A 26,677-nucleotide genomic window follows, 5' to 3' on the forward strand; every position below is an offset into this window, starting at 1 on the left:
TAGCCACAACGCGCCTATGCCACTTATTCGAATTTTTTGCTAGCTAGCTGCCAGCAATTCGTCCCGGACCCTCAGGGCCTTGTCGCGGAGCGCGGTCTTGTCCGGCCCCGCTTTGAGGATGTCCCGGCTGCTCGTGCCCAGCACTTGGCCGTAGCTGGAGGCGAATGACTTGGCAATATCAGCTGCCGTGGCGCCTTGCGCGCCAAGTCCCGGTGTGAGCAGCGGAGCCTTGGAGGTCGCTAGATCGATTCCGAGCTTGGCCGGCGCATCGCCGATGGTGGCGCCGACGACCAAACCGACATGACCTAAATCTTCTGCACCTGAATTTTCCGCAGTGACTTGGTCAATAATCGTTTTAGCAACAGAGTTTTCTCCGCCGACATGCTGCACCGACGGCCCCTCCGGGTTGGAAGTCAGTCCGAGAACGAACACTCCCCGGCCGGTGGCAGCAGCCAAATCCAGTGCCGGGCGCAGCGACTCGTAGCCCAGGTATGGGCTTAAGGTCACCGCGTCTGAGGCCAGCGGGGAAGCGTCATCGAGCCATGCGGTCGCGTACGCGGCCATGGTCGAACCGATATCCCCGCGCTTGGCATCGGCCAACGTGAGCAGCCCGGCGGCCTTCGCGGCGCTCAAGGTGTCCTCCAGCGCGGCAAATCCCTTGGACCCGAAGCGCTCGTACAGGGCGACCTGGGGCTTGAGGATTGCCGCCGCACCGGCCATCGCTTCCACGACTGCCAGTGAGAAAGATCGCACGCCATCGGCGGTATTCTCCAGCCCCCAGGCTTCCAGCAGCGCCGGGTGCGGATCAATCCCCACGCACAGCGGGCCGGAAGCCTGCATGGCCGAACGAAGCCGCTGGCCGAATGGAATCGGCTCAGGCATTGCGTGCCGCGTTCAGGTTGGCGTCGTGCACCTGCAAGCTGGTGACATCCCACTCGTACTCGCGCAGGGCATCGATTGCCTGGACGGAGGCGTTGAATTCCGCAACGGTGGTGATCACCGGGGTGCCGACCGAGGTCGCGGCGGCGCGGATCTCGTAGCCGTCGCCACGCGCATCCGAACCCGACGGGGTGTTCAGGATCAGGCCGATCTGGCCGGCCACGATCAGGTCGACGATGGACTCCCCGCCTTCGTGCAGCTTGCCCACCACCTGGGTCGGGATGCCGTTGCGGCGCAGCACCTCGGCGGTGCCGCCGGTGGAGATGATCTCGAAGCCGTTGTCGGACAGGTGCTTGACCGGCATCACGATCGAGCGCTTGTCGCGGTTGGTGACCGAGACGAAGACCTTGCCGGCGGTGGGCAGCGGGTTGTTCGCCGCGGCCTGCGACTTGGCGAAGGCGGTGTCGAAGTACTTGTCGAAGCCCATGACCTCGCCGGTGGAGCGCATTTCAGGGCCGAGCAGCGAGTCGACGACCTTGCCTTCCGGGGTGCGGAAGCGGGCGAACGGCATGACCGCTTCCTTCACGGCGATGGCCGCGGCTTCCGGCAGGTGCGCGCCGTCGCCGGTGGCCGGCAGGTAGCTGCCGCGCAGCTCGGCCAGGGTCTTGCCGACGCCGATCAGCGCGGCGACCTTGGACAGCTGCACGCCGGTGGCCTTCGAGGTGAACGGCACGGTGCGCGAAGCACGCGGGTTCGCCTCGATCACGTACAGGATGTCGCTGGCCAGCGCGAACTGGATGTTGATCAGGCCGCGCACGCCCACGCCTTCGGCGATCGCCCGGGTGGCCTGCTTCACGCGCTCGCGCACGTCAGGGCCCAGGGTGATCGGAGGCAGGGTGCAGGCCGAGTCGCCCGAGTGGATGCCGGCTTCCTCGATGTGCTCCATGATGCCGCCGACGTACAGGTCGGTGCCGTCGAACAGGGCGTCGACGTCAATCTCGATCGCGTCTTCCAGGAAGCGGTCGACCAGGACCGGGTGGTCCACGGTGATCTCGGTGGCGTTGGCGATGTAGCGCTCGAGGTTAGCCTCGTCGTACACGATCTCCATGCCGCGGCCGCCCAGCACGTAGGACGGCCGGACCAGCACCGGGTAGCCGATGGAGTCGGCGATGGCCTTGGCCTCGGCGAAGGACACGGCGGTGCCGTTCTTCGGCGCGACGAGCCCGGCGTTGTCCAGCACCTGCTGGAAGGCGCCGCGGTGCTCGGCCAGGTCGATGGCTTCCGGCGAGGTGCCCAGGATCGGCACGCCGGCGGCCTTCAGCTCGGCGGCGAGCTTCAGCGGGGTCTGGCCGCCGAGCTGGACGAATACGCCCAGCACGCCGCCGGTTTCCTCTTCGGCGTGGATGACCTCGAGCACGTCTTCCAGGGTCAGCGGCTCGAAGTAGAGGCGGTCGGAGATGTCGTAGTCGGTGGAGACGGTCTCCGGGTTGCAGTTGACCATCACGGTCTCGTAGCCCTCGGCGCGCAGCGCCATCACTGCGTGCACGCAGGAGTAGTCGAACTCGATGCCCTGGCCGATGCGGTTCGGACCCGAGCCGAGGATGATGACCGACTTCTTCTCGTGGGCCGCCACCTCGGTCTCCTCGTCGTACGAGGAGTACATGTACGGGGTGAAGGCCTCGAACTCGGCGGCGCAGGTGTCAACGGTCTTGTAGACCGGGCGCACGCCCAGCGCGTGGCGGATGCCGCGGATCACCGACTCGGACTTGCCGGTGAGCTGGGCCAGCTGCGCATCGGAGAAGCCGTGGCGCTTGGCTTCGCGCAGCACGTGCTCGGGCAGGTGCTTGTTCGCGGCCACCAGCTGCGCGACCTCGTTGATCAGCTGCAGCTGGTCCAGGTACCACGGGTCGATCGCGGTGGTCTCGAACAGCTTCTCGATGGACACGCCGGAGAACAGCAGGCGCTGGACCAGCGAGAGGCGTTCGGTCGAGCCCTTCACGATCGAGGCCAGCACTGCTTCGTGCTCGGCTTCCGGGATCGGCTCGAAGGACAGCTCGGAGCCCTTCTGCTCCAGGGAGCGCAGCGCCTTCTGCAGCGCTTCGGTGAAGTTGCGGCCCAGGGCCATCGCTTCGCCGACCGACTTCATGGTGGTGGTCAGGGTCTTGTCCGCGGCCGGGAACTTCTCGAAGGCGAAGCGCGGGACCTTCACGACCACGTAGTCCAGGGCCGGCTCGAAGGAAGCCGGGGTCTTCTGGGTGATGTCGTTCGGGATCTCGTCCAGGGTGTAGCCCACGGCCAGCTTGGTGGCGATCTTCGCGATCGCGAAGCCGGTGGCCTTGGAGGCCAGCGCGGAGGAACGCGAAACGCGCGGGTTCATCTCGATGACCACGACGCGGCCGGTGGCCGGGTCGATGGCGAACTGGATGTTGCAGCCGCCGGTGTCCACGCCGACTTCGCGGATGACCGCGATGGAGATGTCGCGCAGCTTCTGGTATTCGCGGTCGGTCAGGGTCATCGCCGGGGCGACGGTGATCGAGTCGCCGGTGTGCACGCCGACCGGATCGAAGTTCTCGATGGAGCACACGACCACGACGTTGTCGTTCTTGTCGCGCATCATCTCCAGCTCGTACTCCTTCCAGCCCAGGATCGACTCCTCCAGGAGCACCTCGGTGGTTGGCGAGTACTGCAGGCCGGCGCCGGCGATGCGGCGCAGGTCCTCCGGGTTGTAGGCCATGCCCGAGCCCAGGCCGCCCATGGTGAACGACGGGCGCACGACCACCGGGTAGTTCAGCTCCTCGACGGCGGCGAAGGCCTCGTCCAGGGTGTGCACGATGACCGAGCGGGCCGATTCGGCGCCGCAGCGCTCGACGACGCCCTTGAACTTCTCGCGGTCCTCGCCCAGCTCGATGGCTTCGATGTTCGCGCCGATCAGCTCGACGTCGTACTTCTGGAGGGCGCCGGACTTGTCCAGCGCGATCGCGGTGTTCAGCGCGGTCTGCCCGCCCAGGGTCGGCAGGATCGCATCCGGGCGTTCCTTGGCAATGATCTTCTCGACGACCTCGGGGGTGATCGGCTCGACGTAGGTGGCGTCGGCGAATTCCGGGTCGGTCATGATGGTGGCCGGGTTGGAGTTGACCAGGATGACCCGCAGGCCCTCCTCCTTCAGCACGCGCAGGGCCTGGGTGCCGGAGTAGTCGAACTCGGCGGCCTGGCCGATGACGATCGGACCCGAACCGATGACGAGAACTGATTTCAGATCGGTGCGCTTAGGCATTACTTGCTGTCCTTTTCTGCGGCGGAATCCAACGCGGTCATGAAGCGGTCAAAGAGGTAGGCGGCATCGTGGGGGCCGGATGCGGCCTCTGGGTGGTACTGCACGGAGAAGGCCGGGATGTCCAGGCAGGACAGGCCCTCGACCACGTGGTCGTTCAGCGAGTAGTGCGAGACCTCGACCTTGCCGAAGCGCTCGACCGGCGCGGTGACGGTGCCTTCGATCGGCGCGTCGACGGCGAAGCCGTGGTTCTGGCTGGTGATTTCCACGCGGCCGGTGGCCTTGTCCATCACCGGCTGGTTGATGCCGCGGTGGCCGAAGCGCAGCTTGTAGGTGTCGAAGCCCAGCGCGCGGCCCAGGATCTGGTTGCCGAAGCAGATGCCGAAGTACGGCATGCCGGCATCGAGCACCGAGCGCACCAGTTCCACCTGCGCGGTGGCGGTGGCGGGGTCGCCCGGGCCGTTGGAGAAGAAGACGCCTTCGGCGCCGGTGGCCTTGATGTCCTCAAGGGTGGCGTTGTACGGCAGCACGTGCACGCGCAGGCCGCGCTCGGCCAGGCGGTGCGGGGTCATCGACTTCATGCCCAGGTCGATGGCGGCGACGGTGCGCTTGGGCTCGCCGGTGTAGCCGTGGTCGGCCGGCTCGACGATGTAGGCGGTGTCAACCGAGACCTCGGCGGAGATGTTGCGCCCGGCCATCGACGGCTGCGCCTTGACCATTTCCACCAGTTCGGCGTCGGACTTCGCGGCGTCATCGCCGGAGAAAATGCCGGACTTCATGGCGCCGGCGTCGCGCAGGTGGCGGGTCAGCGCGCGGGTGTCCACGCCCTGGATGCCGACGATGCCGTACTCGACCAGGTCCTCGTCCAGGGTGCGCTCGCTGCGCCAGTTGCTTGGACGGCGGGCGGCGTCGCGCACCACATAGCCGGCGGCCCACATGCGGGTGGATTCCGGATCCTCGGAGTTCACTCCGGTGTTGCCGATGTGCGGGAAGGTCTGCACGATGATCTGGTGCGCGTAGGACGGGTCAGTCAGGGTTTCCTGGTAGCCGGTCATGCCGGTGGTGAAGACTGCTTCACCCAGGGTGGTGCCCACGGCGCCATAGCTGCGTCCGCGGAAGATGCGGCCATCTTCGAGTACCAACACGGCTGGTAGGTTGCTCAGGGAATTCACTTATTTGTCTCCTGCTCGGCTTACGTCGTCGTGCGACGCCAGCAACTGATAAATCTTGGGGGTGTCCTCGTGGTAGCGGGGACGGAATCCGGTGTCGAAGGTGAAGCCGTCCTTGTTCCAGGTGATGACGATCAGGCCGTTCTTCTCCACGACCTTGCCGATCATCCCGCTGCTGCGCTTGACCTGTTCGTAGTGCTCCCACGGGATGTGCACGTCGCGCGCTCCGGAACGGATCAGGTGCACGCCTTCGCTGCCCAGTTCCAAGGTGGCGTTGGTGCGCACGCCGAGCTCATGCACGGCAATGCGGTCCAGCCAGTCGTCGAATTTCGTGGTGACCACGTACATGCCCTCGAAGCTGTGCTCCACCTGGTCGGCGAACTCCTCATACGGCTCGGGAATCGCCGATTGCCGGGCCTTGAGGTTGCGCCAGCCCAGCAGGATCAGCGTCACGGCAGCGACGACCGCGACGATCGTCCAGATGAGCGGCTGAAGTGCTCCCTCAGGCATTGATCGACCTCGGGGTTGCCAGCTGGCCATCGAGCACGGTGGCGTGTCCGTGGAAGAAGGTGGCGCGCACCGATCCGGGCAGCTCCATGCCGGCGAATGGCGAGTTGCGGCCCTTGGTGGCCATGGCTGCCGGGTCGACGATCCAGCGGGCTGCCGGATCCACCAGGGTGAGGTTGGCCGGCTCGCCCACGGCGATCGGGCGGCCCTGGTCGGCGACGCGGCCGATCTGCGCGGGCACCTCGGAGGTGATGCGCGCGACGTCAGCCCAACCCATCAAGCCGGTGTCGACCAGCGTGTGCTGCACGATCGACAGCGCGGTCTCCAGCCCGGTCATGCCCATGGCCGCCGCGCCCCACTCGCAGTCCTTGGCTTCGGACGGGTGAGGGGCGTGGTCGGTGCCGATCACGTCGATGGTGCCGTCGGCGACGCCGGCGCGCAGCGCCATCACGTCTTCCTCGCGGCGCAGCGGCGGGTTGACCTTGAACACCGGGTCGTAAGTGCGGACTTTCTCGTCGGTGAGCAGCAGGTGGTGCGGGGTGACCTCCGCGGTGACCTGGATGCCGCGGGCCTTGGCCCAGCGGATGATCTCCACCGAGCCGGCAGTGGACACATGGCAGATGTGCAGCCGCGCGCCGACATGCTCGGCCAGCAGCACATCGCGGGCGATGATCGATTCCTCGGCGACCGCAGGCCAGCCGGGCATGCCCAGGATCGAGGAGACTTCGCCCTCGTTCATCTGGGCGCCTTCGGTCAGCCGCGGTTCCTGGGCGTGCTGGGCGATGACCCCGTCGAAGGCCTTCACGTATTCCAGGGCGCGGCGCATCAGCAGCGGGTCGAAGACGCAGATGCCGTCGTCGGAGAACATCTTCACCGCGGCACGGGAATCGGCCATCGCGCCGATTTCGCTCAGCTGCTTGCCGGCCAGGCCGACGGTGACCGCACCGACCGGGCGGACATCCACCCAGCCGGCCTTGCGGCCCAATTCGTAGACCTGCTCGACGACGCCGGCGGTGTCGGCCACCGGGGTGGAGTTGGCCATCGCGTGCACGGCGGTGTAGCCGCCGCGGGCGGCTGCCTGCGAACCGGTTTCCACGGTTTCGGCGTCTTCGCGGCCCGGTTCGCGCAGGTGGGTGTGGGTGTCGACCAGGCCCGGCAGCAGCACCAGGTCCGTCGCATCGATCACCTGCGCGTCGCCGGCGTCGGCGATGGTGCCCAGCTGGGCGATCTTGCCGTCGGCGATCAGCACGTCGGCAGGTTCGCCGCCGAGGATGGAGGCCTGCTTGATCAAGTAGTTCATGGTTTCTTCCTTCAGATCAGGTCGCCGGAGAGGAGCATGTAGAGGCTGGCCATGCGCACGGCCACGCCATTGGTGACCTGGTCGAGCACGGTGGAGCGCGGCGAGTCCGCGGCGGCCGAGGAGATCTCCAGGCCGCGGTTCATCGGCCCCGGGTGCATGATCAGGGTTTCGGCGCCCGAAGCGTCCAATTCCGCCAGGCGCGCATCGTCCAGTCCCCAGTAGCGCGAGTATTCGCGGGGGTTCGGGAAGTAGGCGGCATTCATCCGCTCACCCTGCACGCGCAGCATCATCAGCGCGTCGACGCCCTTGGCGATCACCTCGTCCAGGTCGTAGCTGATGGTGCACGGCCAGGATCCGGCGCCGACCGGCAGCAGGGTCGGAGGGGCGACCATCGTGACTTCGGCACCGAGGGTGTTCAGCAGCCACAGGTTGGAGCGGGCGACACGGCTGTGCAGGATGTCGCCGACGATCGCGACCTTCAGCCCGTCCAGGCCGCGGCCTGCCGGGCTGGTGCCCTCGCGCAGCGCCACCTGGCGGCGCAGGGTGAAGGCGTCGAGCAGCGCCTGGGTGGGGTGCTCATGCGTGCCGTCGCCGGCGTTGACGATCGGCAGCCCGATCCAGTCGGTGGCCGCCAGCCGGGCGGGGGCACCGGAATCCGGGTGGCGGATGACTACCGCGTCGGCTCCGATGGCCAGCAGGGTCTGCGCGGTGTCCTTCAGCGACTCGCCCTTGGATACGCTCGATCCCTTGGCCGAGAAGTTGATGACGTCGGCGCTCAGGCGCTTGGCGGCGGCCTCGAAGGAAATCCGGGTGCGGGTGGAGTCCTCGAAGAACAGATTCACCACGGTGCGTCCGCGCAGGGCCGGCAGCTTCTTGATCTGGCGGGTTCCCGATTCACGCATCTCTTCGGCGATATCCAGGATGGCGATGGCTTCGTCGCGGGTCAGATCCGCGGTGGAGAGCAGGTGCTTCATGCGGCGCCCTCGATCACTACTTCGTTGGTGCCATCGATTTCTGCCAAGTGCACGCGCACCTTTTCGCTCTTCGCGGTCGGCAGGTTCTTGCCCACATGATCAGCGCGGATCGGCAGTTCGCGATGCCCGCGGTCAACCAGCACGGCCAGGCGCACGATGCGCGGGCGTCCCCAGTCGGCCAGTGCGTCCAGGGCGGCGCGGATGGTGCGACCGGAATAGAGCACGTCGTCGACCAGGACGACAACCTTGCCCTCGATGCCGCCTGCTGGAAGGCGCGTCGGCGCCGGGGTGCGGGTGGTGGAGTGGCGCAGATCGTCGCGGTACATGGTGATGTCGAGCTGGCCGACCAGCGATGCCGGTTCGAGATTGCCATCGGCGGTGGCTGCGATGCGGGCTGCCAGGCGCTGGGCCAGCGGGAATCCGCGGCTGGGAATGCCAAGGAGGACCAGGTCGTCGGTGCCCTTGTTGGCCTCGATGATTTCGTAGGCTACGCGAGTGAGTACACGTTCGATGTCGTCGCCGGTTAATACCGTGCGCGCGGCATCTGGCACTGAATTCTCATCCATGCTGTGCATCTCTCCCTTCTCCGCCTCACGGGACGGGATTTAAAGGAATATTGCTAACTCAAATTATCACGAGCGCGAGGCGATTCCCTAGCGGAAACCTATGCATGACACTGAATAGGGCATGGGATCGGTCACAAGGATGCATGTGGCGGTTCTCGCCGAGGGGCAGAATCACGCAGATCCCGTGAACCGACTCTGCCGCAGGCACGGCAGGTGTTGCGATCGACACACGCACTAAGCGGCCAGGACCGTTGGAAGTGTGCTGCGCTATTGGCCCACCCTCCCGTCGAAGCATTCGCGCAGCAGGTCTGCATGCCCGCTGTGCCTGGCGTACTCCTCGATGCGGTGGACCATCAGGTCGCGGATGATCACCTGCTCGCGTCCTGCGCACTGGCCGAGGTCTTCGAAGCCGGCCAGCAGGCGGTCGGTGGCATCTTGCTCTTCATGCAGGATGCGCAGCGCCTGGGATGCCTGGGAGGGATCCGGGCGCACCGTTTCGAAGTCGGATCCCGCCGGCCCGTAGATCCTGCCGGCAGGCTCGCCGCGGTGATCCAGTTGCGCCAGTCCCGCTCGACTTCGCCGAGGTGGCGCAGCAGGCCCAGCAGGCTGAGCATGGAGGGCGGGACCGGGCGCGAGGCCAGCTGGGCCGCGTCCAGGCCCTGGCATTTGAGCTCGATGGTGAGCCGGTAGTCGCGCAGGTAGCGTTCGCAGGTGGCCCGCTCCCCTGCCGGGTCGTCCCCTGCTTCCCGCGGATCCTGGTCGGGATCAAGCCACATGTCCGGCATGATCACGGATTTGCTCCAGCGTTTGGGCTTCTGGTTCATGCACCCTAGCCTCGCCGTCGCACGCCCCGCGGGCAATGGCTGCGCAAAAAAGCCCGGGCCGGAACCCCGCAAAAGGGTTCCGGCCCGGGCTCGGAAACGTGAGGATCGAATTAGTCGACCAGGGTGTCCTTGACACTCTGGATGCGGCCCAAAACGCCATTGACGAACTCCGGCGATTCATCGGTGGACAGTTCCCGCACGTTCACCACGGCTTCGGCCACGGCGACAGCGTCGGGAACGTCATCGTTGTACAGCAGCTCCCACACGCCGATGCGCAGTGCGCTGCGGTCAACAGCTGGCATGCGCTCGATGGTCCAGTCCTTGACGTAGCTTTCGAGAACTTCGTCAATGCGGGCCAGATGGGCGGTCACGCCTTCGATGATCGCCAACGAGTACTCGTTGAGTACGATGTCCGAGTTTTCCCGTCGTGCGATGGCTACGGCCAGCGGATCTGCATCGCGGGCCTCGGCTTCGAACAGGAACTCAAGGGCTCGGCGGCGGGCTTTGGCGCGGGCTCTCACTAGTTGACACGACCCAGGTAATCGCCGGTGCGGGTGTCAACCTTCACCTTGGTGTTCTGCTCGACGAACAGCGGCACCTGGATTTCCTTGCCGGTTTCCAGGGTTGCCGGCTTGGTGCCAGCCGAGGAGCGGTCGCCCTGCAGGCCCGGCTCGGTGTAGGTGATTTCCAGAACGACCGATGCCGGCAGTTCCAGGTACAGCGGGCTGCCGTCGTACATGGCGATGGTCAGGTTCTGGTTCTCCAGCAGGAAGCCGGCGGCATCGCCAACGGTGGCGCCGGGAACGGTGAGCTGGTCGTAGTCTTCCAGGTTCATGAAGACGTAGTCTTCGCCATCCTGGTAGAGGTACTGGTAATCGCGGCGGTCAACGGTGGCCAGTTCGATCTTGGTGCCTGCGTTGTAGGTCTTGTCCAGGACCTTGCCGGAGATGACGTTGCGCATCTTGGTGCGCACGAATGCGCCGCCCTTGCCTGGCTTGACGTGCTGGAAGTCGATGATGGTCCAGAGCTGGCCATCGATCTTGATGACCTGTCCATTCTTGATGTCAGTTGTATCCGCCACGTTTCCTCAATCCTCTATTTTCGCCAGCTGCAGCCGGCATTATCAAAAATCCATGTTCAAGTTTACCCTACGCGCCATGGGGCACAAAGGGTTGGACGCGGTGGCGCGCATTACTGCGCGGCGCGCTCTTCGGCAATATGCATGCAGGTGCTGGCCGCGTTGACCAGGTATGCGTCGTCGTCCAACTCGATGCGCAGCTCCAGGGCCTTGCGGAATCGCGTGGCCGCCGCCTTGTAATCGCCCTTTGCGAAGAAGGACAGGCCTGCATGGTAGTGCATCAGCGGCTCGTACGCGGTGCCGGCGAATTCCTCGGCCAGCTTGCGCAGGCGGTTGATCGCGCGATCGAAGTCGCCCTGCATGCGGGTCAGCTCGGTGTCCAGGACGCGCAGATGGGCGTTGGTCGGATCAACGAAACGCGATTCCGCGATCAGCTCGCCGGCCTTGGCCAGCTCGCCCCGGGCGAGCAGCACCATTACCTGGTCGGTGGGCGAACCCACCAGCAGCTGCTGCTCGGCGGCCGCCTCATCGGCGATGTAGGGCTTGAGCGTCTCGGGATCGATCAGCACGCCTTCAACAGCTGTGCCGACACCTTCGCGGTTTACCGATGCGACGTCAATGGCGTATGCGGTGTAGTCGACCATGTGCTTACTCCCCGATTTCCTGGTAGGCGGCGAAGAGCAGCGAGTTATCGGGCACTTCGTAGATGCGCGGCTTGCCGATTTCTTCCAGCACGACGAAGCGCAGCTGGCTGCCGCGGGCTTTCTTGTCGCGCTTCATGCCGTCGAGCAGCGCCGCCCAGCGGTCGTTGCGGTAGGTGGTCGGCAACCCGAGGGACTTCAGGATCGCGACGTGGCGGTCGGCCACGGCGTCGGAGGTGTAGCCCACCGAGCGGCCCAGTTCGGCGGCGAAGGCCAGGCCGATGGACACGGCTGCGCCATGGCGCATCTGGTAGCGCTCGGCCAGCTCGATGGCGTGGGCCAGGGTGTGGCCGTAGTTCAGGAATTCGCGGTCGCCGGATTCCTTCAAGTCGCGCGAGACCACGTCGATCTTCACGGCGATGGTGCGCTCGACCAACTCGCGCAGGCGGTCGCTGGCGGGATCGACGGCATCGGCCGGATCCTCTTCGATCAGTTCCAGGATGCGCTCGTCGGCGATGAAGCCGCACTTGACGATTTCAGCCATGCCGGTCACCAGCTCGTTTTTCGGCAAGGTGGCCAGCGCGTCGAGGTCGGCGAGCACCGCGGCCGGCGGGTGGAAGGCGCCGACGAGGTTCTTGCCCTCGGCGGTGTTGATTCCGGTCTTGCCGCCCACGGCAGCGTCGACCATGGCCAGCAGCGAGGTAGGAATATGGATGACCTTCACGCCGCGCAGCCAAGTGGCAGCAACGAATCCTGCCACGTCGGTGACGGCCCCGCCGCCCACGGAAATGACTGCATCGGAGCGGGTGAAGTCGTTCTTGCCCAGCACTTCCCAGCAGAAGGAGGCAACCTGGATGTGCTTGCCTTCTTCGGCATCCGGAATTTCCGCGGTCAATGCCTCCAGGCCGAACTTCGCCAGTTCGTCGCGAACCACGTCGCCGGTGGCGCGCAGTGCTCGCGGGTGGATGACCAGGACCTTCTTGACCGCGGGACCAAGCAGGTCGGGCAGTTGGCCCAAGAGGCCGTTGCCGACCATGACGGGGTACGACTCCGCGGGGGTGCTTCCGGTGACCTTCATGGTGGTCGGTGCGATAGGCATCAGTCTAGCTTCCTCCTGATGGTGGTGATTTTTCTAGCGTACGCGTGAGCCCGGCCAGAAGTTGCATCTCGTGAGGCTAATCACAGCCGTTCCAGCTGCGGCAATACCTCGTCGAGAATTTGCGAAACGGACTTTCCATCCACGAGAACATGCACGTCAGCGAGCATTTCATAAATCGGGCGGCGCTTTTCGTAGACGGCGATCCAGCTCTTGAGGGCTTCGTCACCAGCCAGCAGCGGGCGGTGCCCGTCGCCCTTGATGCGCTCGGCGGCAGCCTGTTCGCCGAGTTCCAGGTAGATTACCGTGCCGCGCGAGAGCAGCTGCTGGTTCTCCTCGCGCAGCACCGCGCCTCCGCCGGTGGCGACCACACCGGTGCGCAGCCGGCACAGCGCCTGGACTTCCAGGTCGCGGAAATGCGCTTCGCCATGTTCGGCGAAGATCTGCGCGATGGTTCCGTGGTGGGCGACGATGGCCGCGTCGGAATCCGCGAAGCTGGTAGAAAGGGCCGTGGCCAGTGACTTGCCCACGGTGGACTTGCCACTGGCCATCGGACCAATGAGGTAGATCATTGAAGCGTGCTTCCTAGACGCCGGTCGAACCCAGATTGCCCGGGATGCTGGCCAGGTAGGACTCGATATTGCGCTTGGTCTCGGCCACCGAATCGCCGCCGAACTTCTCCAGCAGGGACTGGGCCAGCACCAGAGCGACCATGGCCTCGGCGACCACGCCGGCAGCCGGCACGGCGCAGACATCCGAGCGCTGGTGGTGCGCGGTGGTGTCCTCGCCGGTGGCGGTGTCCACGGTGCGCAGGGCGCGGGGCACGGTGGCGATCGGCTTCATGGCGGCGCGCACGCGCAGCACCTCGCCGATGCTCATGCCGCCCTCGATGCCGCCGGCGCGGTTCGAGTTGCGCTTGATGCTGCCGTCTTCGGCGTGCACGATCTCATCGTGCGCGGCCGAACCGCGGCGCGCGGCGGTGGCGAATCCGTCGCCGACCTCGACGCCCTTGATGGCCTGGATGCCCATCAGGGCGGCGGCCAGGCGCGCGTCCAGGCGGCGGTCCCAGTGCACGTAGGAGCCGATGCCCGGAGGCAGGTTGTAGGCGAGGACCTCGACGACGCCGCCCAGGGTCTCCCCTGCCTTGTGGGCGTCGTCGACCTCGGCGACCATGGCTACGCTGGTCTCGGGGTGGAAGCAGCGCAGCGGGTCGGCGTCCAGGGCGGCGACATCGGCTGCGGTGGGCAGCGGTGCATCGGCCGGTGCGGCCACGGCGCCAACGGCCGTGGTGTGCGAGACGAGCTGGATGCCCAAATCATTGAGGAAACGCGAGGCCACCGTGCCGAGTGCGACGCGGGCCGCTGTTTCGCGGGCGCTGGCGCGCTCGAGGATCGGGCGGGCGTCCTCGAAGCCGTACTTCTGCATGCCGGTGAAGTCGGCGTGGCCCGGACGCGGGCGGGTCAGCGGCGCGTTGCGCGCCAGCGAGGCCAGCTCATCCAGATCCACCGGATCGGCGTTCATCACGCGTTCCCACTTGGGCCATTCGGTGTTGCCGATTTCGATGGCAACCGGGCCGCCCTGTGTCTTGCCATGGCGGACGCCACCGAGGAAGGTGACCTGGTCCTTTTCAAATTTCATGCGCGCGCCGCGGCCATAGCCGAGACGGCGGCGTGCCAGTGCCTCCCGCACTGCTTCGCTATCCACCGATACTCCGGCGGGTAGGCCTTCAAGAATTCCAACGAGTGCCGGGCCATGCGATTCGCCCGCGGTCAACCAACGCAACATGTCATCTATTTTGCCATGACACGAACTGATTACTGGTGTCGGGCCAGACCCAAAGAGTCATACATCGCATTTGTGACGTCCGCTCGGCGCGATTCCTGCCAGGCTCCGGCACTGAAGAATCGCACTTGTTCCACGGCTTGGTGCACGAGCATGTGGATACCGGAGATTACGGTGCCTTGCCATGCTTGCGCCAAGGCAGAGGGCCAGGGGTCGTAGGCCACATCCAGCAGGATACCGCTGCCTGCGCCGATCACCGGCACCCAGTCGTCGGCCGCACGCGGCGGCAGCGTGGAGAACACGAGCGGGATATCGTTCAGTGTCGCCGCCACTGCCTGGTCGATTCCCGAAATCTCGTGGACGGTCGTTTCCATCCCGAGCTGGTGGGCCAGATCGACGGCCCGGGAGGCCCGCGCGGCGCTGCGCACGACAAGTGCCAGCTGGCTCACGCCCACTTCAGCGGCGGCCTCGATGGCTGCCAGCGCGGTGTTGCCAGAGCCCAGGATCATCGCCTGCGCGCACTGGGCGAGCCCGAAATCGGCGAGGGCCTGGACCAGGCCGTCGACGTCGGTGTTTTCCCCGTAGAGGGTGCCGTCGTCGCGGACCACGATGGTGTTCAGCGCGCCGAGGCGCTGCACGCGTGCGGACAGGTCATCCATCAATGGCACGAATGCGTCCTTCAGCGGCATGGTCACCGAGCAGCCGGCCCAGTTGCCTGCGCGCAGTGCGGCAGCATGCTCGGCAGCCTGGCCCGGTTCCATGTCGATCGCGCTGTAGCTGATCGGCGCGCCGAGCAGCTGGTAGGCGGCGCGGTGCAGCACCGGCGATTTGGAGTGGCTGATGGGGTGGCCGAGGACGGCTGCCTGCTTCATTTTCTTCATGGACTTCCTGCTGGTAATTGCCCGGCCCTGGGGGCGGCAACGCGTCTTTCGTTCGCGGGCTTGCGCTAGCAGACGTCTGGATGCTCGTCGCACCAGGCGTCGAATTCGGCCTTGTACCGCTGGTGCTCTTCGTAGGTCGAGGCGAACTTGGTCTCGCCGGTTTCGATGTTGACGGTCACCCAGTAGTAGTAGCCGTTGTCTTCCGGATTGGCGGCGGCCTCGATCGCAGGATTCGCTGGCGAGCCGATCGGAGTTGGCGTCAGGCCCTTGTGCACGTAGGTGTTGTATTTGTTCGACGCGTCCTGCTTCTCCTGCGCGCTGAACTGCAGCGAGTAGCGGCCCAGCCCGTAGATCACCGCGGAGTCGACCTGCAGCAGCCCGTGCGTTTCGCGGTTGCCCGGATCCAGCCGGTTCTCGATCGCTCCGGCGACCGTGGCGTAGTCCGGGGTGCGCGCCTCCGCCTGCAGGATCGAGGCGATCTTCAAGATGCGGTAGCCCTCGTCGAGGTCGGTAATGCCCGCCTGCTCGAGGGAAACCTTGGTGGCCTTGACCAGCTCGGCCAGCACTTCCTTGGCGCTGGTTTCCAGCGGGAAGCGATACTCCCCCGGGTGCAGCCAGCCTTCGAGGTTCGTCACCGAGTCGGGCAGGCCGAACTCCTGCGGCTTGGTGGCCAGCGCCTGCAGGTCCTTCTCCTTCAGGCCCGAGCCCTTGGCGATCTCCTTGATCGCGGCATCCATGCGCATATTGGCCTTCAGCGCGATGTAGAAGACCTTGTCCGGACGCTGGTTGATGAGGATCTCGGCCGCGTCGGCTGCTGGCATCTGCTTCTTGAGCAGGTAGGTGCCGGGGTGGATGAGCTTGTTTTCGGCTTCGGAGTCGGCGACGGCGTCGGAGAACAGGCCATCGTCGGAGACGACGTCGAGCTCTTCGAGCTTGCGCGAAATGATGTTCACGCCCCAGCCATCTTCCACGGTGAATTCCACGGTGGCCCCGCCCGGGCCCGGGTAATCGTCGGGGTTGAACTGCTTGAGCACGGACTTGACGAAGAAGACCGAGCCGGAGACCACCAGCGCGAAGATCAGGACGGTGGCCAGCATCACCAGGTTGCGCTTGCGCTTGGTGCGCTTGCGCCGCTGGGCCTTGTGGGCCGCGGCTTGCTCGTCCTGCGGCTCGTCGCCGAAGACAACTGCCGGCTGTACGGCGTGCGTTTCCCCGGTGTAGTCCTCATCCTGGGCGTCTGCAGGATCGTCGGATTCCTGCATTTCGGGGTCAGCGGCCGCTTGGGCGGGGAGGAACCTGGTGTGGGTGTCTTCCCCGCCCGAAGCGCCGGGTTCTGCGGTGGCCGCTAGCGATTCGCGGTAGTGCTCGGCGCCGGCCAGTTCCGGTTCAGAGGGTTGTGCGATCGGCACGCCAGTTCCGGCGGCAAAGCGTTCATATAGCGCGCGATGCGTTTCGCGTTGCCGTTCGTGGCGGGCTTCTTCTCGCATCAACTCTCATCTCTCGGGTCGTTGTGGAGCACTAGCGGTGGTAGGCTAGCGCAGCACAATCCGGCTGGCTTGCACGCGGACGTTGTTGCGCCGCATTTCCAGCACTTGCTGCAGGATCTCGGTGGCTGCGACCTGGTCGACGACCTTGCGGTGCTCTGCCATCTTCTTGCCCGAGGCGTGCAACGACCGATGCGCGTTGACGGTGCTCAGGCGTTCGTCGACCAGGAAAACCTCAAGCTCGATATTAGCGCTTGCGGCTTCTTCCGCCAAGGCAATCGCGTAGTCACGTGCCATTTTGGTGGATTCGGTCGAGTTGCCGGCCAGCGATTTCGGCTCCCCGACGAAGACCTCGGTGACGCCGCGATCGGCAATGATGCGCAAGAGCATCCGCAGATCCGAATTCTTCTTGGCATCCCGGCGCAGGGTCATCACCGGAGTGGCGAGGATTCCCGAGGGATCGGATGCGGCGACGCCGACGCGGGCCAGGCCCACGTCGACGCCGAGAGCGGCATTAGCCATTGGCCAGTGCCGCCTGGATGGCAGCCAGCGCGTCGTCGATCTTCGACGCGTCCTGGCCGCCGCCCTGGGCCATGTCGTCCTTGCCGCCGCCACCGCCGCCGAGCACGCCGGTTGCGGTGCGGACCAGGGCGCCGGCCTTGAAGCCGTTGGCGCGGGCCTCCTCGTTGGTCACCGCCAGCACCAGCGGACGGCCGTTGGACACGCCGATCAGCACGATGACTGCGGCGTCGGAGCCTAGCTTGCCGCGCAGGTCCAGCGCCATGGTGCGCAGCGCATCGGCGGAGTCGACTTCTCCGGCGTTGTGCGCCAGCAGGCGGGTGCCGCCGATGGTGACTACCTTCTGCAGCAGCGCCGCGGACTGGGCCAGCATTGCCTGGTTCTTGAGTTCGGCAATCTGCTTCTCAGCGGCCTTGAGCTTGGCAACGGTATCGTTGACGCGCTCGGAGACCTGGCTGGATGGCACGCGGAACAGGCCGGAAAGCTCGGAGACCAGGGCGCGCTCGGCAGCGCCGTGGCGGAAGGCTTCCATGCCCACCAGCGCCTCGACGCGGCGGTTGCCCGAACCCACCGAAGCCTCGGAGAGCAGGGTCAGCTGGCCGATGCGGGCGGTGGTATCCACGTGGGTGCCGCCGCACAGCTCGCGCGACCAGGCGCCGTTCATCTCCACCACGCGCACGTCGTTGGCGTACTTCTCGCCGAACAGGCTCATCGCGCCCAGCTTCTTCGCCTCGGACAGCGCCATCTCGTTGGTGATGACCTGGTGGTTGGCGGCGATGGCAAGGTTGACGACCTCTTCGACCTCGCTGCGCGCGGCAGCGGACAGCGCCTCGGCCCAGGAGAAGTCGAAGCGCAGGTAGCCTGCCTTGTTGAAGGAGCCGGCCTGGGTGGCGGTCGGGCCAAGCAGCTCGCGCAGGGCGGCATGCACCAGGTGGGTAGCCGAGTGCGCCTGCTCGCCGGAGCGGCGGCGCACGGCGTCGACCTGGGTGCGCACCAGTGCCTCGGCAGGCAGTTCGCCTTCGCGCACGATGACCTTGTGGACGCTCAGGCCCTTGACCGGGGCCTGCACATCGGTGACTTCCAGCACGAATCCGTCGCCGGTGATCAGGCCGCTGTCACCTGCCTGGCCGCCGGATTCGGCGTAGAACGGGGTTTCGTTGAGCACCAGGTCGATTTCCTGGCCCTGCTCGGCGAACGGCACGACCTGGCCATCGCGGATGATGCCGCGGATGGAGGATTCGCCTTCGAGGGTGTCGTAGCCGGTGAAGTGCACGTTGCCGGCCTCGGCCAGCTTGTTGTACACCGACAGGTCGGCGTGGCCGGCCTTCTTGGCCTTGGCGTCCTTCTGGGCGCGGGTGCGCTGTTCGTTCATCAGTTCGCGGAAGCGCGACTCGTCGACGGACAGGCCAGCCTCGGCGGCGATCTCCAGGGTCAGGTCGATCGGGAAGCCGTAGGTGTCGTGCAGGGTGAAGGCGTCGTCGCCGGAGAGGTTCTTGCCTTCCTCCTTGGCGTGGTTCAGCGCCTCGTCCAGGCGGGTGGTGCCCGAAGCGATGGTGCGTCGGAAGGCGCGTTCCTCGGCGTAGGCGATGCGGGCGATGCGCTCGAAATCGGCCTCGACTTCCGGGTAGACGCCCTTCATGGCGTCGCGCGAGACCGGAAGCAGCTCAGGGAGCACCTCGGTGTCCACGCCCATCAGGCGCATGGCGCGCACGGCGCGACGGATCAGCCGGCGCAGCACGTAGCCGCGGCCTTCGTTGCCCGGGGTGACCTGGTCGGAGATCAGCATCAGCGAGGAGCGGATGTGGTCGGCGATCATGCGCAGGCGCACGTCGGTGGCGTGGTTCGGGTCGGCAGGATCCTCGGTGGAGGTGTAGGTGACGCCGGCCAGTTCGGCTGCCTTGTCGAGGACCGGACGGACCTGGTCGGTCTCGTACATGTTCTCGACGCCCTGCAGGATCATCGCCAGGCGCTCCAGGCCCAGGCCGGTATCGATGTTGCGCTTGGGCAGTTCGCCGGCAACGTCGAAGTCGGTCTTGGAGCGTACTGCCGAGAGGCGGTACTGCATGAACACCAGGTTCCAGATTTCCACGTAGCGGGTCTCGTCGACGGCGGGGCCGCCTTCGACGCCGTAGGCCGGGCCGCGGTCGTAGTAGATCTCCGAGCATGGTCCGCCGGGGCCGGGCTGGCCGGTGTTCCAGTAATTGTCTTCCTTGCCGGTGCCGACAACGCGCTCGGTAGGCATGCCGATCTCTTCTTCCCAGATGCGGCGGGCCTCGAGGTCCTTCTCGTCGCCGTCTTCGTAGACGGTGACCCATAGGCGGTCCTTGTCCAGGCCGTAGCCGCCGTCCTCGACGGAACTGGTCAGCAGCTCCCAGGCGAAGTGGATGGCTTCCTTCTTGAAGTAGTCGCCGAAGGAGAAGTTGCCGCACATCTGGAAGAAGGTGCCATGACGGGCGGTCTTGCCGACCTCTTCGATGTCACCGGTGCGGATGCACTTCTGCACCGAGGTGGCACGGGAATATGGAGGCTCTTCGCGCGCGGTGAGGTAAGGGATGAACGGAACCATGCCGGCCACCGTGAACAACAGCGAAGGGTCGGCCGAGACCAGCGAGGCGCTCGGCACCGCGGCATGGCCCTTCGAGACGAAAAAGTCGACCCAACGACGGGCAATTTCCTGCGTTTTCATCGTGTTACGGATGATCCCTTCACTTAGCGGCGTCCACGCCCAAGGCGGAACGCAATTCTTCTTCGCGGGAGCTCATTCCCTGGCGGAAGGCTTCCCAATATTCCGAGGCGCGGTCGGCGTACTTGCCGACCTGGCGGTTCAGCGCCGCCCCGGACGAAACTTCAGCGTATTTCTTGGACGCGAGCACGCCAACGCCCACTCCAATCGAAACCCACAAGAGCTTTTTCATTCTAGTCTCCTTGGCGGCCACCGGATGGCCGTATCCTATTCAGCACGCCGATACGTGTTCGATCAAACAGCGTTGCCTGCTTAGCGGCTGCGGCGTGCCTTGCCGCTTGGCTTGGTGTTCATGGCAGCCTTCACGCCTTCGGTGAATGCTGCAACCTTGATCAGCGGCTTGCCAACGGTGGCTGCTATCAGCGAGGACAGCGCGGAAACGTTGGCGGTGGTGTCAGAAACGTTGCTGGTGATGACGTCGACCTTCTTGAGCTGGTCATTGGTGGTCGCAACGGTGGTCGCGACTTCGCCGATCAACGGAGTGGTTCCGTCAGCCAGGTCCTTGATCGATTTGCGCAGCTCGTCGAACACCTTGCCCAACTTGATGATCGGCACTGCCAGCAGCACAACTAGTACGACAAACGCGCCGGCGGCGATGAGCCCTGCAATATCCGAACCCGACATGTGCTTCCTCTTCTGCTTTGGGTTTTTGGTGCCAGTCCACCTTATCGAAGTCAGAGCCGAGATAGGTAGTTAAGCGACAAGCCCGCAACCGTTTCCGGTTGCGGGCTTGGAACTAGCGCACGGATTTAGCGTGCGTAGTACTCGACCACGAGGTTCTCTTCGCAGGTCACTGGGATTTCGGCGCGCTCTGGGGTGCGCACGAAGGTCGCCTGGAGGGCTTCCAGCTTCACGTCCAGGTAAGCAGGAACAGCTGGCAGCACCTTTGCGTGCTCGCCGGCTGCAGCCATCTGGAATGGAACCATCTTCTCGCTCTTCTCGTGCACGTGGATCAGCTGACCCGGCTGCACCTTGAAGGACGGACGGTCTACACGCTGGCCGTTGACCAGGATGTGGCGGTGTACAACCATCTGGCGAGCCTGCTGGATGGTGCGGGCGAAGCCTGCACGCAGAACCAGGGCATCCAGACGGGACTCGAGCAGAGCCAGCAGGTTGCCGCCGGTTTCGCCGCCGAGGCGCTTAGCTTCCTTGAAGGCGCTCAGCATCTGAGCTTCGCGGATGCCGTACTGGGCACGCAGACGCTGCTTTTCGCGCAGACGTACTGCGTAGTCGCTGTCCTGCTTCTTACGGGCGCGGCCGTGCTGGCCTGGACCGTATGGACGGCGCTCCATGTACTTTTCAGCTTTTGGAGTCAATGCAAGGCCGAGCGCACGCGAGAGGCGTACGGTACGGCGGGCACGGGCGTTAGCCATGGTGTGTCCCTTTCGATTAGCGACGGTATCTACTGGCCTCCAGGAGGGAGAGTGTGTGGGCGTCGCGTCCCTGCTTCACTTCAACCTCGCTGTGCAGCCGATCACTCGAATGCACAGGCAAGGCTTGCCAGCCAAAGATCAAGTTTACACGAAACCGCCGTTGCTTTCGCTGAGTCCTAGCGCACACTTAGCGCTTGCCCTTGGAGCGCAGCGGATCCTTGCCTCGGATGATCTCGCGCAAGCGGGCCAGGCGGGACCCAAGGGTCTTTTCGGCACCGTTATTGGTGGGCGTGTAGTAGTTGGTGCCCACCAGGTCATCGGGCAGGTACTGCTGGGTGGCGATGGAATGCGGCGCATCGTGCGAGTAGATGTAGCCCACCCCGTGGCCCAGCGATTTGGCACCTGGATAGTGCGCGTCGCGCAGGTGGTCGGGTACCAGCGAGCCCTTGCCTTCGGACACATCGGCCAGGGCGGCGTTGATCGCGTTGTAGGAGGCGTTGGACTTCGGAGCGGTGGCCAGATGCACTGTCGCCTGGCCAAGCATGATCCGCGCTTCGGGCATGCCGGTGAGCTGAACCGACTGGGCGGCGGCGACCGCGAGCGGGAGCGCGGTGGGATCGGCCATGCCGATGTCTTCCGAGGCCGAGATCATCAGCCGGCGGGCGATGAAGCGGGGGTCCTCCCCTGCGGAGAGCATGCGGGCCAGATAGTGCAGGGCAGCGTCCACATCCGAGCCGCGGATGGACTTGATGAACGCGGAGATGATGTCGTAATGCTGGTCGCCATCCTTGTCGTAGCGCTGTACTGCCTGGTCCATGGCCAGCTGCACATGGCCTGCGGTGATGTGCACCGGCGGTGCGACATCCTTCCCGGCGGCGTTCCAGGCGACCGCGCCGGCGGCCTCCAGCACGGTGAGCGAGCGGCGCGCATCGCCCTGGGCCAGGCGGACAATCGCCTCGCGCTGCTCGTCGTCCAGGATCACTTGTCCATCGAAGCCGCGCTCGTCGGCTACAGCGCGCTCGAGCAAGGTGGACAGGTCGCCGTCGGTCAGCGGGCGCAAGGTCAGCAGCAAGGAGCGCGAGAGCAACGGAGAAATCACCGAGAAGGAAGGGTTTTCGGTCGTCGCGGCTACTAGGACGACAACACGGTTCTCCACGCCGGGCAGCAGGGCATCCTGCTGGGCCTTGTTGAAGCGGTGGATCTCATCGAGGAACAAGACGGTGGTGATCCCGCGCAGATCTCGGTCGTCCTTCGCCTGTTCGATGACCCGGCGCACGTCCTTGACGCCTGCGGTGATCGCGGAGAGCTCGACGAACTTGCGGTCGGTGGCGCGGGCGATCACGTGGGCGATGGTGGTTTTGCCGATCCCCGGAGGGCCGTAGAGGATCACGCTGGCCGGGCCTGCCAGGCCGGTTTCCGGATGCTCGGCGAGCTGGCGCAGCGGAGAGCCGGGACCCAAGAGGTGCTGCTGGCCAACCAGCTCGTCCAGGGATCGAGGGCGCATGCGAACCGCCAGCGGCGGACGCGGCCGGTTGACTTGGGAGGTGCTCCCATCGTGCTGATCATCGGACAAGGAATCGAACAAATCGCTCACCCCCTAAGCCTACCGATACTCTGGTAGTCGCGCGGCGCAAGCCAACACGTCGTCGCACTCACACACCGCCTCTTGAAAGGACTTGCTCCATGCGCGCCGTCGTCCAGGTCGCCAGCACCGCCCACGTCGAAATCGAAGGGGAGATCGTAGGCCGTCTCGCTTCCCCCGGGCTGGTGATCCTGCTGGGGGTCACCCATGACGATGATGAAGCAACGGCGCGCAAGGTTGCGGAGAAGATCTGGCGGCTGCGGATCTTGAAGGACGAATCCAGTGCAGAGTCCACTGCCGCTCCACTGCTGGTGATCAGCCAGTTCACGCTCTACGGCTCGGTGCGTAAGGGCCGGCGCCCGTCCTGGTCCAATGCCGCGCCGGGCCCGGTGAGCGAACCGCTCTACGAGTACTTCGTGTCCTACCTGCAGGAGCTGGGGGCCCACGTGGAGACCGGGAAGTTCGGGGCGATGATGAATGTGTCGCTGGTGAATTCCGGGCCTTTCACGGTGATCGTGGATTCGGCCGATCTGGCCTAGGTTCCGGTGGATTGAACCAGTGCTGCCAGCTTATCGAAACTGTCGCGCTGGCGGTCCAGCTCGGCGCGACCGGCGGCAGATAGCCCGTAGACCTTCCGTCCAGGACCACCTTGGCCTTCTTCCCACCGCGTGTCCACGAAGCCCGCGGCCTCAAGCTTGGACAATGCGGGATAGAGCGTGGCACCCTTGATCGGACCGAAACCCCGTTCCTGCAGGGATTTGGACAGCGCATAACCATGAGCCGGGCTGCTGGAGAGCTCTGCAAGAAGCAACATAGGCAGTATCGCGCGTTGCCAGCTACCGGGAAATGGCGCATCTTTACCCATCTTTTCCTTCTTCTAGCCCGCGGGACTGGGCACGCCTTTCGGCCAGCCTGTCCTCGACATAGCTTGCCCGGTTCGCAGGACGCAGCTCATAGAGTGTCCCTGCAGCAAAAATCAGCATGCAGACCGCGAAGAAGATATCCCAACCGCTGCGTTCTGGAGCGATCACTGCCGGAACAAGGCTGATGCTGTACAGACCCACGACGGCTAGCGGAAACAGGCGACGAAGCAACCAGCGCCGCTTTAACGCTTTGCCGGTGTTGACCGACAGCCCGATGGCGAATTCGATCGGCGTGCCGAACTCTTCGGAAATTCTGGCATTGCCGTCCTCACTGTGCAGGGCTGACCAGTGTTCGCGGGCAGATTCAAGGGCGAAGTCCGCCTCTTTGCTCCGCATTCCATAGCGCCCGCGTAGTAAACGCGAAACCTCGGCAAACCAGGACTCAGGATCCACATCCACGCAAACCGCTTCTCGTTTCGCGCCAGATTCCTCTGTGAACGGCAACCAAAAAACGCTGACAACCAGTGCAACGCCGATGATCGGCACCAGCCAGTTGGGCAGCGGCATCGCTTCCTCCGCGCCGAGTACTGCGATCAGCACGGCTACAGCGGTGGCAGCAGTGGCTGCGGCAAGGCCGAGTATCCAGGATAGGGCGAATTTGCCCCTGACCCGATGCAACCACCACAGGTGTCCAGATACTGCCAAGCCGGCCCCGGCGGACAAAGCCGCCAGCTGCCAATAATGCCACGATGTCGCGGCCCATCCATCTCTGAATCCGATCCAAATACCGAACCCTGCGCATAGCAACCCGACGACCAACCCGGAACCAGCAATCAGCCCCCAGCTATTACTGACCGGCAGCTCCGAATCAGCCAGTTGCTGAGGGGTCAAGCGCGCATAAGCGCGGACTTCGCCGAATTCGGCGGGATCACCGAAGAGTTCTTCCGCGCTCTGCCCGCTGTCGCGGATGGCATCCAGGACCTTCCCCAGTTCCGCTGCGCACTGTGAATCATCCAGGTCCTTCCACCACAGAGCAATGTTGAAGTCCCGCGCCCATTCACGGTCGCTTTCTGGGTAGAGCTCAATAACGTCGTCGGGAAGCACTAACGACACGGGTACTCCTGGGATCGAGAACTAGGTTGAAAACCAACCTAGTATTAAAATCGCCATTAATCCATTGCTCGGCCAACAAATACGCAAAAGAAGCCGGGTGGAACACATGAAATGCGTTCCACCCGGCTTCCTTGAACAGCGAATGCCTACTTGGCTTCTGCTTCAGCCTTGTCGCCTTCTTCGGCCTTCTTCTTTTCCGGCTTGAAATCGATGCCGGCTTCCTTGCGCTGCTGCGGGGTAATTGGCGCAGGAGCCTGGGTCAGCGGATCGAAGCCGCCACCGGTCTTCGGGAACGCGATGACGTCGCGGATGGACTCGGAGTTGGTCAGCAGCTGCAGCACGCGGTCCCAGCCCAGGGCGATGCCGCCATGCGGTGGGGCACCGTACTTGAAGCCCTCGAGCAGGAAGCCGAACTGGGTGTCGGCCTGCTCCTGGGTCACGCCCATGACCTTGAAGACACGCTCCTGCACGTCGCGCTGGTGGATACGTATCGAGCCGCCGCCGATTTCATTGCCGTTGCAGACAATGTCGTAGGCATAGGACAGGGCCGAGCCAGGATCGGTGTCAAAGGTATCCATGAACTCAGGCTTCGGGCTGGTGAACGCGTGGTGCACAGCGGTCCAGGCACCGGTACCCACTGCCACGTCGCCGGAAGCGACAGCGTCGGAAGCGGCTTCGAACATCGGCGCATCAACGATCCAGACGAAGGCCCAGTCGCCATCCTTGATCAGGCCGGTGCGGTGGCCGATCTCGACACGAACCGAGCCGAGCAGCGCGCGGGATTCGTTCTTCTTGCCGGCGGAGAAGAAGATGCAGTCGCCGGCAGAGGCGCCGGTGGCCGCGGCCAGGCCGGCCTTCTCCTCGTCGGACAGGTTCTTGGCCACTGGGCCTGCCAGCTCGCCATCTTCCTTGATCAGCACGTAGGCCAGGCCCTTGGCACCGCGCTGCTTGGCGAATTCCTGCCAGGCATCCAGGGTGCGGCGTGGCTGGGATGCGCCGCCAGGCATGACTACGGCACCGACGTACTCGGACTGGAACACCTTGAAGGAGGTGTTCGCGAAGTACTCGGTCATCTCCGTCAGTTCCAGGCCGAAGCGCAGGTCCGGCTTGTCCGAACCGTACTTGGCCATCGCCTCGGAGTAGGCCATGCGGCGGATCGGGGTCGGCACCTGGACGTCGATCAGGCTCCACAGCTCCTTGACCAGCTTCTCGCCGAGCGCGATGATGTCGTCTTCCTCGACGAACGATGCCTCGATGTCCAGCTGGGTGAACTCCGGCTGGCGGTCCGCGCGGAAGTCCTCGTCGCGGTAGCAGCGGGCGATCTGGTAGTACTTCTCGAAGCCGCCGACCTGCAGCAGCTGCTTGAACAGCTGCGGGGACTGAGGCAGCGCGTACCAGGAGCCGGGAGTCAGGCGTGCAGGCACGACGAAGTCGCGGGCGCCTTCCGGGGTGGAACGGGTCAGCGTCGGGGTTTCGATTTCGATGAAGCCCTCATCGTGCAGCAGGTTGCGTGCGACGCGGTTGGCCTCGGAGCGCAGGCGGATGTTGCGTGCCGGTGTCGGGCGGCGCAGATCCAGGTAGCGGTGGCGCAGGCGTGCCTCTTCGCCGACCTCGACGTGCTCATCAACCTGGAACGGCAGCGGAGCGGCGGTGTTCAGCACGGTCACGGTGTCCGCGATGACCTCGATCTCGCCGGTTGGCAGGTTCGGGTTCTCGTTGCCTTCCGGGCGGCGCTCGACGTTGCCGGTGATCTGCAGGACGAACTCATTGCGCAGCGGATGGAAGTCCTCTTCATCGCGCACGACGACCTGGGCCACGCCCGACGCGTCGCGCAAATCCAGGAAGGCGACTCCGCCGTGGTCACGGCGCCGTGCGACCCAGCCGGTGAGGGTGACTTGCTGTCCAATGTGCTCGGCGTTCAGGACGCCCAGCTGATGAGTGCGTAGCACTACGATCCTTTCGGTTTGTGTGGAAAGTTTCTTCCCATGAAGTTTAGTGCACCATTGCTGGTGCGCGGGCGGGCGGCAAAGCC

27 protein-coding genes are annotated in these 26,677 nt (G+C 65.1%); 1 reads left to right on the forward strand and 26 read right to left on the reverse strand.

Translation table 11 applies throughout. The features are described from left to right. Positions 1 to 39: 39 nt before the first annotated feature. The 23 genes from pyrF to F0M17_RS08720 form a co-directional block, all read right to left on the reverse strand. Positions 40 to 882, reverse strand: coding sequence for an orotidine-5'-phosphate decarboxylase (gene pyrF, locus F0M17_RS08615; RefSeq protein WP_073706210.1), 843 nt, complete (start codon positions 880 to 882; stop codon positions 40 to 42). Further along, positions 875 to 4,153, reverse strand: a complete 3,279-nt coding sequence (gene carB, locus F0M17_RS08620; RefSeq protein ID WP_121866844.1) for a carbamoyl-phosphate synthase large subunit — start codon at positions 4,151 to 4,153, stop codon at positions 875 to 877. Before carB ends, pyrF begins: the two co-directional genes overlap by 8 nt. Continuing rightward, the gene (gene carA, locus F0M17_RS08625; protein WP_149596933.1) at positions 4,153 to 5,322 is read right to left on the reverse strand and encodes a glutamine-hydrolyzing carbamoyl-phosphate synthase small subunit; all 1,170 of its coding nucleotides are present in this window, start codon (positions 5,320 to 5,322) and stop codon (positions 4,153 to 4,155) included. Before carA ends, carB begins: the two co-directional genes overlap by 1 nt. Continuing rightward, a complete protein-coding gene (locus F0M17_RS08630; protein ID WP_149596934.1) occupies positions 5,323 to 5,829 on the reverse strand; it encodes a hypothetical protein in 507 nt (168 codons plus the stop codon). After that, positions 5,822 to 7,126 (reverse strand): dihydroorotase, encoded by a 1,305-nt coding sequence (locus F0M17_RS08635; protein WP_121866846.1) that lies wholly within the window; start codon positions 7,124 to 7,126, stop codon positions 5,822 to 5,824. Before F0M17_RS08635 ends, F0M17_RS08630 begins: the two co-directional genes overlap by 8 nt. Before the next feature lie 11 nt (positions 7,127 to 7,137). Continuing rightward, positions 7,138 to 8,100 carry an aspartate carbamoyltransferase catalytic subunit gene (locus F0M17_RS08640; protein WP_038991125.1) on the reverse strand — a complete coding sequence of 321 codons (963 nt, stop codon included), beginning with the start codon at positions 8,098 to 8,100 and terminating at the stop codon, positions 7,138 to 7,140. Beyond that, positions 8,097 to 8,666 carry a bifunctional pyr operon transcriptional regulator/uracil phosphoribosyltransferase PyrR gene (gene pyrR, locus F0M17_RS08645; protein ID WP_149596935.1) on the reverse strand — a complete coding sequence of 190 codons (570 nt, stop codon included), beginning with the start codon at positions 8,664 to 8,666 and terminating at the stop codon, positions 8,097 to 8,099. The genes F0M17_RS08640 and pyrR overlap by 4 nt, the downstream gene beginning before the upstream one ends. 267 nt (positions 8,667 to 8,933) lie before the next feature. Continuing rightward, positions 8,934 to 9,125 (reverse strand): DUF664 domain-containing protein, encoded by a 192-nt coding sequence (locus F0M17_RS17760; protein ID WP_256370211.1) that lies wholly within the window; start codon positions 9,123 to 9,125, stop codon positions 8,934 to 8,936. Further along, positions 9,035 to 9,490, reverse strand: coding sequence for a DUF664 domain-containing protein (locus F0M17_RS08650; protein WP_256370175.1), 456 nt, complete (start codon positions 9,488 to 9,490; stop codon positions 9,035 to 9,037). The genes F0M17_RS17760 and F0M17_RS08650 overlap by 91 nt, the downstream gene beginning before the upstream one ends. Before the next feature lie 110 nt (positions 9,491 to 9,600). Further along, the gene (gene nusB, locus F0M17_RS08655; RefSeq protein ID WP_038991129.1) at positions 9,601 to 10,011 is read right to left on the reverse strand and encodes a transcription antitermination factor NusB; all 411 of its coding nucleotides are present in this window, start codon (positions 10,009 to 10,011) and stop codon (positions 9,601 to 9,603) included. Then, positions 10,011 to 10,571: an elongation factor P gene (gene efp, locus F0M17_RS08660; RefSeq protein ID WP_038991131.1), complete on the reverse strand. Its 561-nt coding sequence runs from the start codon at positions 10,569 to 10,571 to the stop codon at positions 10,011 to 10,013. Before efp ends, nusB begins: the two co-directional genes overlap by 1 nt. A 110-nt stretch (positions 10,572 to 10,681) precedes the next feature. Beyond that, complete coding sequence (locus F0M17_RS08665) at positions 10,682 to 11,212, reverse strand: tol-pal system YbgF family protein (RefSeq protein WP_038991136.1); 531 nt, start codon at positions 11,210 to 11,212, stop codon at positions 10,682 to 10,684. Positions 11,213 to 11,216: 4 nt separating this feature from the next. Continuing rightward, positions 11,217 to 12,308 carry a 3-dehydroquinate synthase gene (aroB, locus tag F0M17_RS08670; RefSeq protein ID WP_066138477.1) on the reverse strand — a complete coding sequence of 364 codons (1,092 nt, stop codon included), beginning with the start codon at positions 12,306 to 12,308 and terminating at the stop codon, positions 11,217 to 11,219. Between the two features lie 80 nt (positions 12,309 to 12,388). Then, positions 12,389 to 12,877, reverse strand: a complete 489-nt coding sequence (locus tag F0M17_RS08675) for a shikimate kinase (protein WP_066138479.1) — start codon at positions 12,875 to 12,877, stop codon at positions 12,389 to 12,391. 13 nt (positions 12,878 to 12,890) lie between these two features. Further along, a complete protein-coding gene (gene aroC / locus F0M17_RS08680) occupies positions 12,891 to 14,090 on the reverse strand; it encodes a chorismate synthase (RefSeq protein WP_038991142.1) in 1,200 nt (399 codons plus the stop codon). Positions 14,091 to 14,119: 29 nt separating this feature from the next. Beyond that, entirely contained in the window at positions 14,120 to 14,968 is an 849-nt protein-coding gene (locus F0M17_RS08685) for a shikimate dehydrogenase (protein ID WP_143181013.1), read from the reverse strand. 65 nt (positions 14,969 to 15,033) lie between these two features. Further along, positions 15,034 to 16,455 carry an endolytic transglycosylase MltG gene (mltG, locus tag F0M17_RS08690; RefSeq protein ID WP_149596936.1) on the reverse strand — a complete coding sequence of 474 codons (1,422 nt, stop codon included), beginning with the start codon at positions 16,453 to 16,455 and terminating at the stop codon, positions 15,034 to 15,036. 45 nt (positions 16,456 to 16,500) lie between these two features. Further along, positions 16,501 to 16,974, reverse strand: a complete 474-nt coding sequence (ruvX, locus tag F0M17_RS08695) for a Holliday junction resolvase RuvX (RefSeq protein WP_066138484.1) — start codon at positions 16,972 to 16,974, stop codon at positions 16,501 to 16,503. Further along, positions 16,967 to 19,657: an alanine--tRNA ligase gene (gene alaS, locus F0M17_RS08700; protein WP_121866852.1), complete on the reverse strand. Its 2,691-nt coding sequence runs from the start codon at positions 19,655 to 19,657 to the stop codon at positions 16,967 to 16,969. The genes ruvX and alaS overlap by 8 nt, the downstream gene beginning before the upstream one ends. A 19-nt stretch (positions 19,658 to 19,676) precedes the next feature. Continuing rightward, positions 19,677 to 19,886 carry a hypothetical protein gene (locus F0M17_RS08705; protein WP_038991150.1) on the reverse strand — a complete coding sequence of 70 codons (210 nt, stop codon included), beginning with the start codon at positions 19,884 to 19,886 and terminating at the stop codon, positions 19,677 to 19,679. Positions 19,887 to 19,966: 80 nt separating this feature from the next. Continuing rightward, complete coding sequence (locus tag F0M17_RS08710; RefSeq protein WP_038991152.1) at positions 19,967 to 20,338, reverse strand: DUF948 domain-containing protein; 372 nt, start codon at positions 20,336 to 20,338, stop codon at positions 19,967 to 19,969. Between the two features lie 125 nt (positions 20,339 to 20,463). Further along, a complete protein-coding gene (gene rpsD / locus F0M17_RS08715; protein ID WP_038991153.1) occupies positions 20,464 to 21,087 on the reverse strand; it encodes a 30S ribosomal protein S4 in 624 nt (207 codons plus the stop codon). A 187-nt stretch (positions 21,088 to 21,274) separates the two neighbouring features. Next, positions 21,275 to 22,681: a replication-associated recombination protein A gene (locus tag F0M17_RS08720; protein WP_022875202.1), complete on the reverse strand. Its 1,407-nt coding sequence runs from the start codon at positions 22,679 to 22,681 to the stop codon at positions 21,275 to 21,277. An 89-nt stretch (positions 22,682 to 22,770) separates the two neighbouring features. On the opposite strand from F0M17_RS08720, the gene dtd reads away from it, so the two are divergent. Beyond that, positions 22,771 to 23,208: a D-aminoacyl-tRNA deacylase gene (gene dtd, locus F0M17_RS08725; RefSeq protein ID WP_149596937.1), complete on the forward strand. Its 438-nt coding sequence runs from the start codon at positions 22,771 to 22,773 to the stop codon at positions 23,206 to 23,208. On the opposite strand, the gene F0M17_RS08730 is transcribed toward dtd, so the two are convergent. The 3 genes from F0M17_RS08730 to aspS form a co-directional block, all read right to left on the reverse strand. Next, the gene (locus F0M17_RS08730; protein WP_246857039.1) at positions 23,205 to 23,483 is read right to left on the reverse strand and encodes a PadR family transcriptional regulator; all 279 of its coding nucleotides are present in this window, start codon (positions 23,481 to 23,483) and stop codon (positions 23,205 to 23,207) included. The two genes, dtd and F0M17_RS08730, sit on opposite strands and share 4 nt — an antisense overlap. 43 nt (positions 23,484 to 23,526) lie before the next feature. Further along, the gene (locus F0M17_RS08735; protein ID WP_149596939.1) at positions 23,527 to 24,645 is read right to left on the reverse strand and encodes a hypothetical protein; all 1,119 of its coding nucleotides are present in this window, start codon (positions 24,643 to 24,645) and stop codon (positions 23,527 to 23,529) included. Between the two features lie 146 nt (positions 24,646 to 24,791). Beyond that, a complete protein-coding gene (gene aspS / locus F0M17_RS08740; RefSeq protein WP_149596940.1) occupies positions 24,792 to 26,594 on the reverse strand; it encodes an aspartate--tRNA ligase in 1,803 nt (600 codons plus the stop codon). Positions 26,595 to 26,677 lie beyond the last annotated feature (83 nt).

The organism is Glutamicibacter sp. ZJUTW (assembly GCF_008370855.1).
GTDB classification, from domain to species: Bacteria; Actinomycetota; Actinomycetes; order Actinomycetales; family Micrococcaceae; genus Glutamicibacter; species Glutamicibacter nicotianae.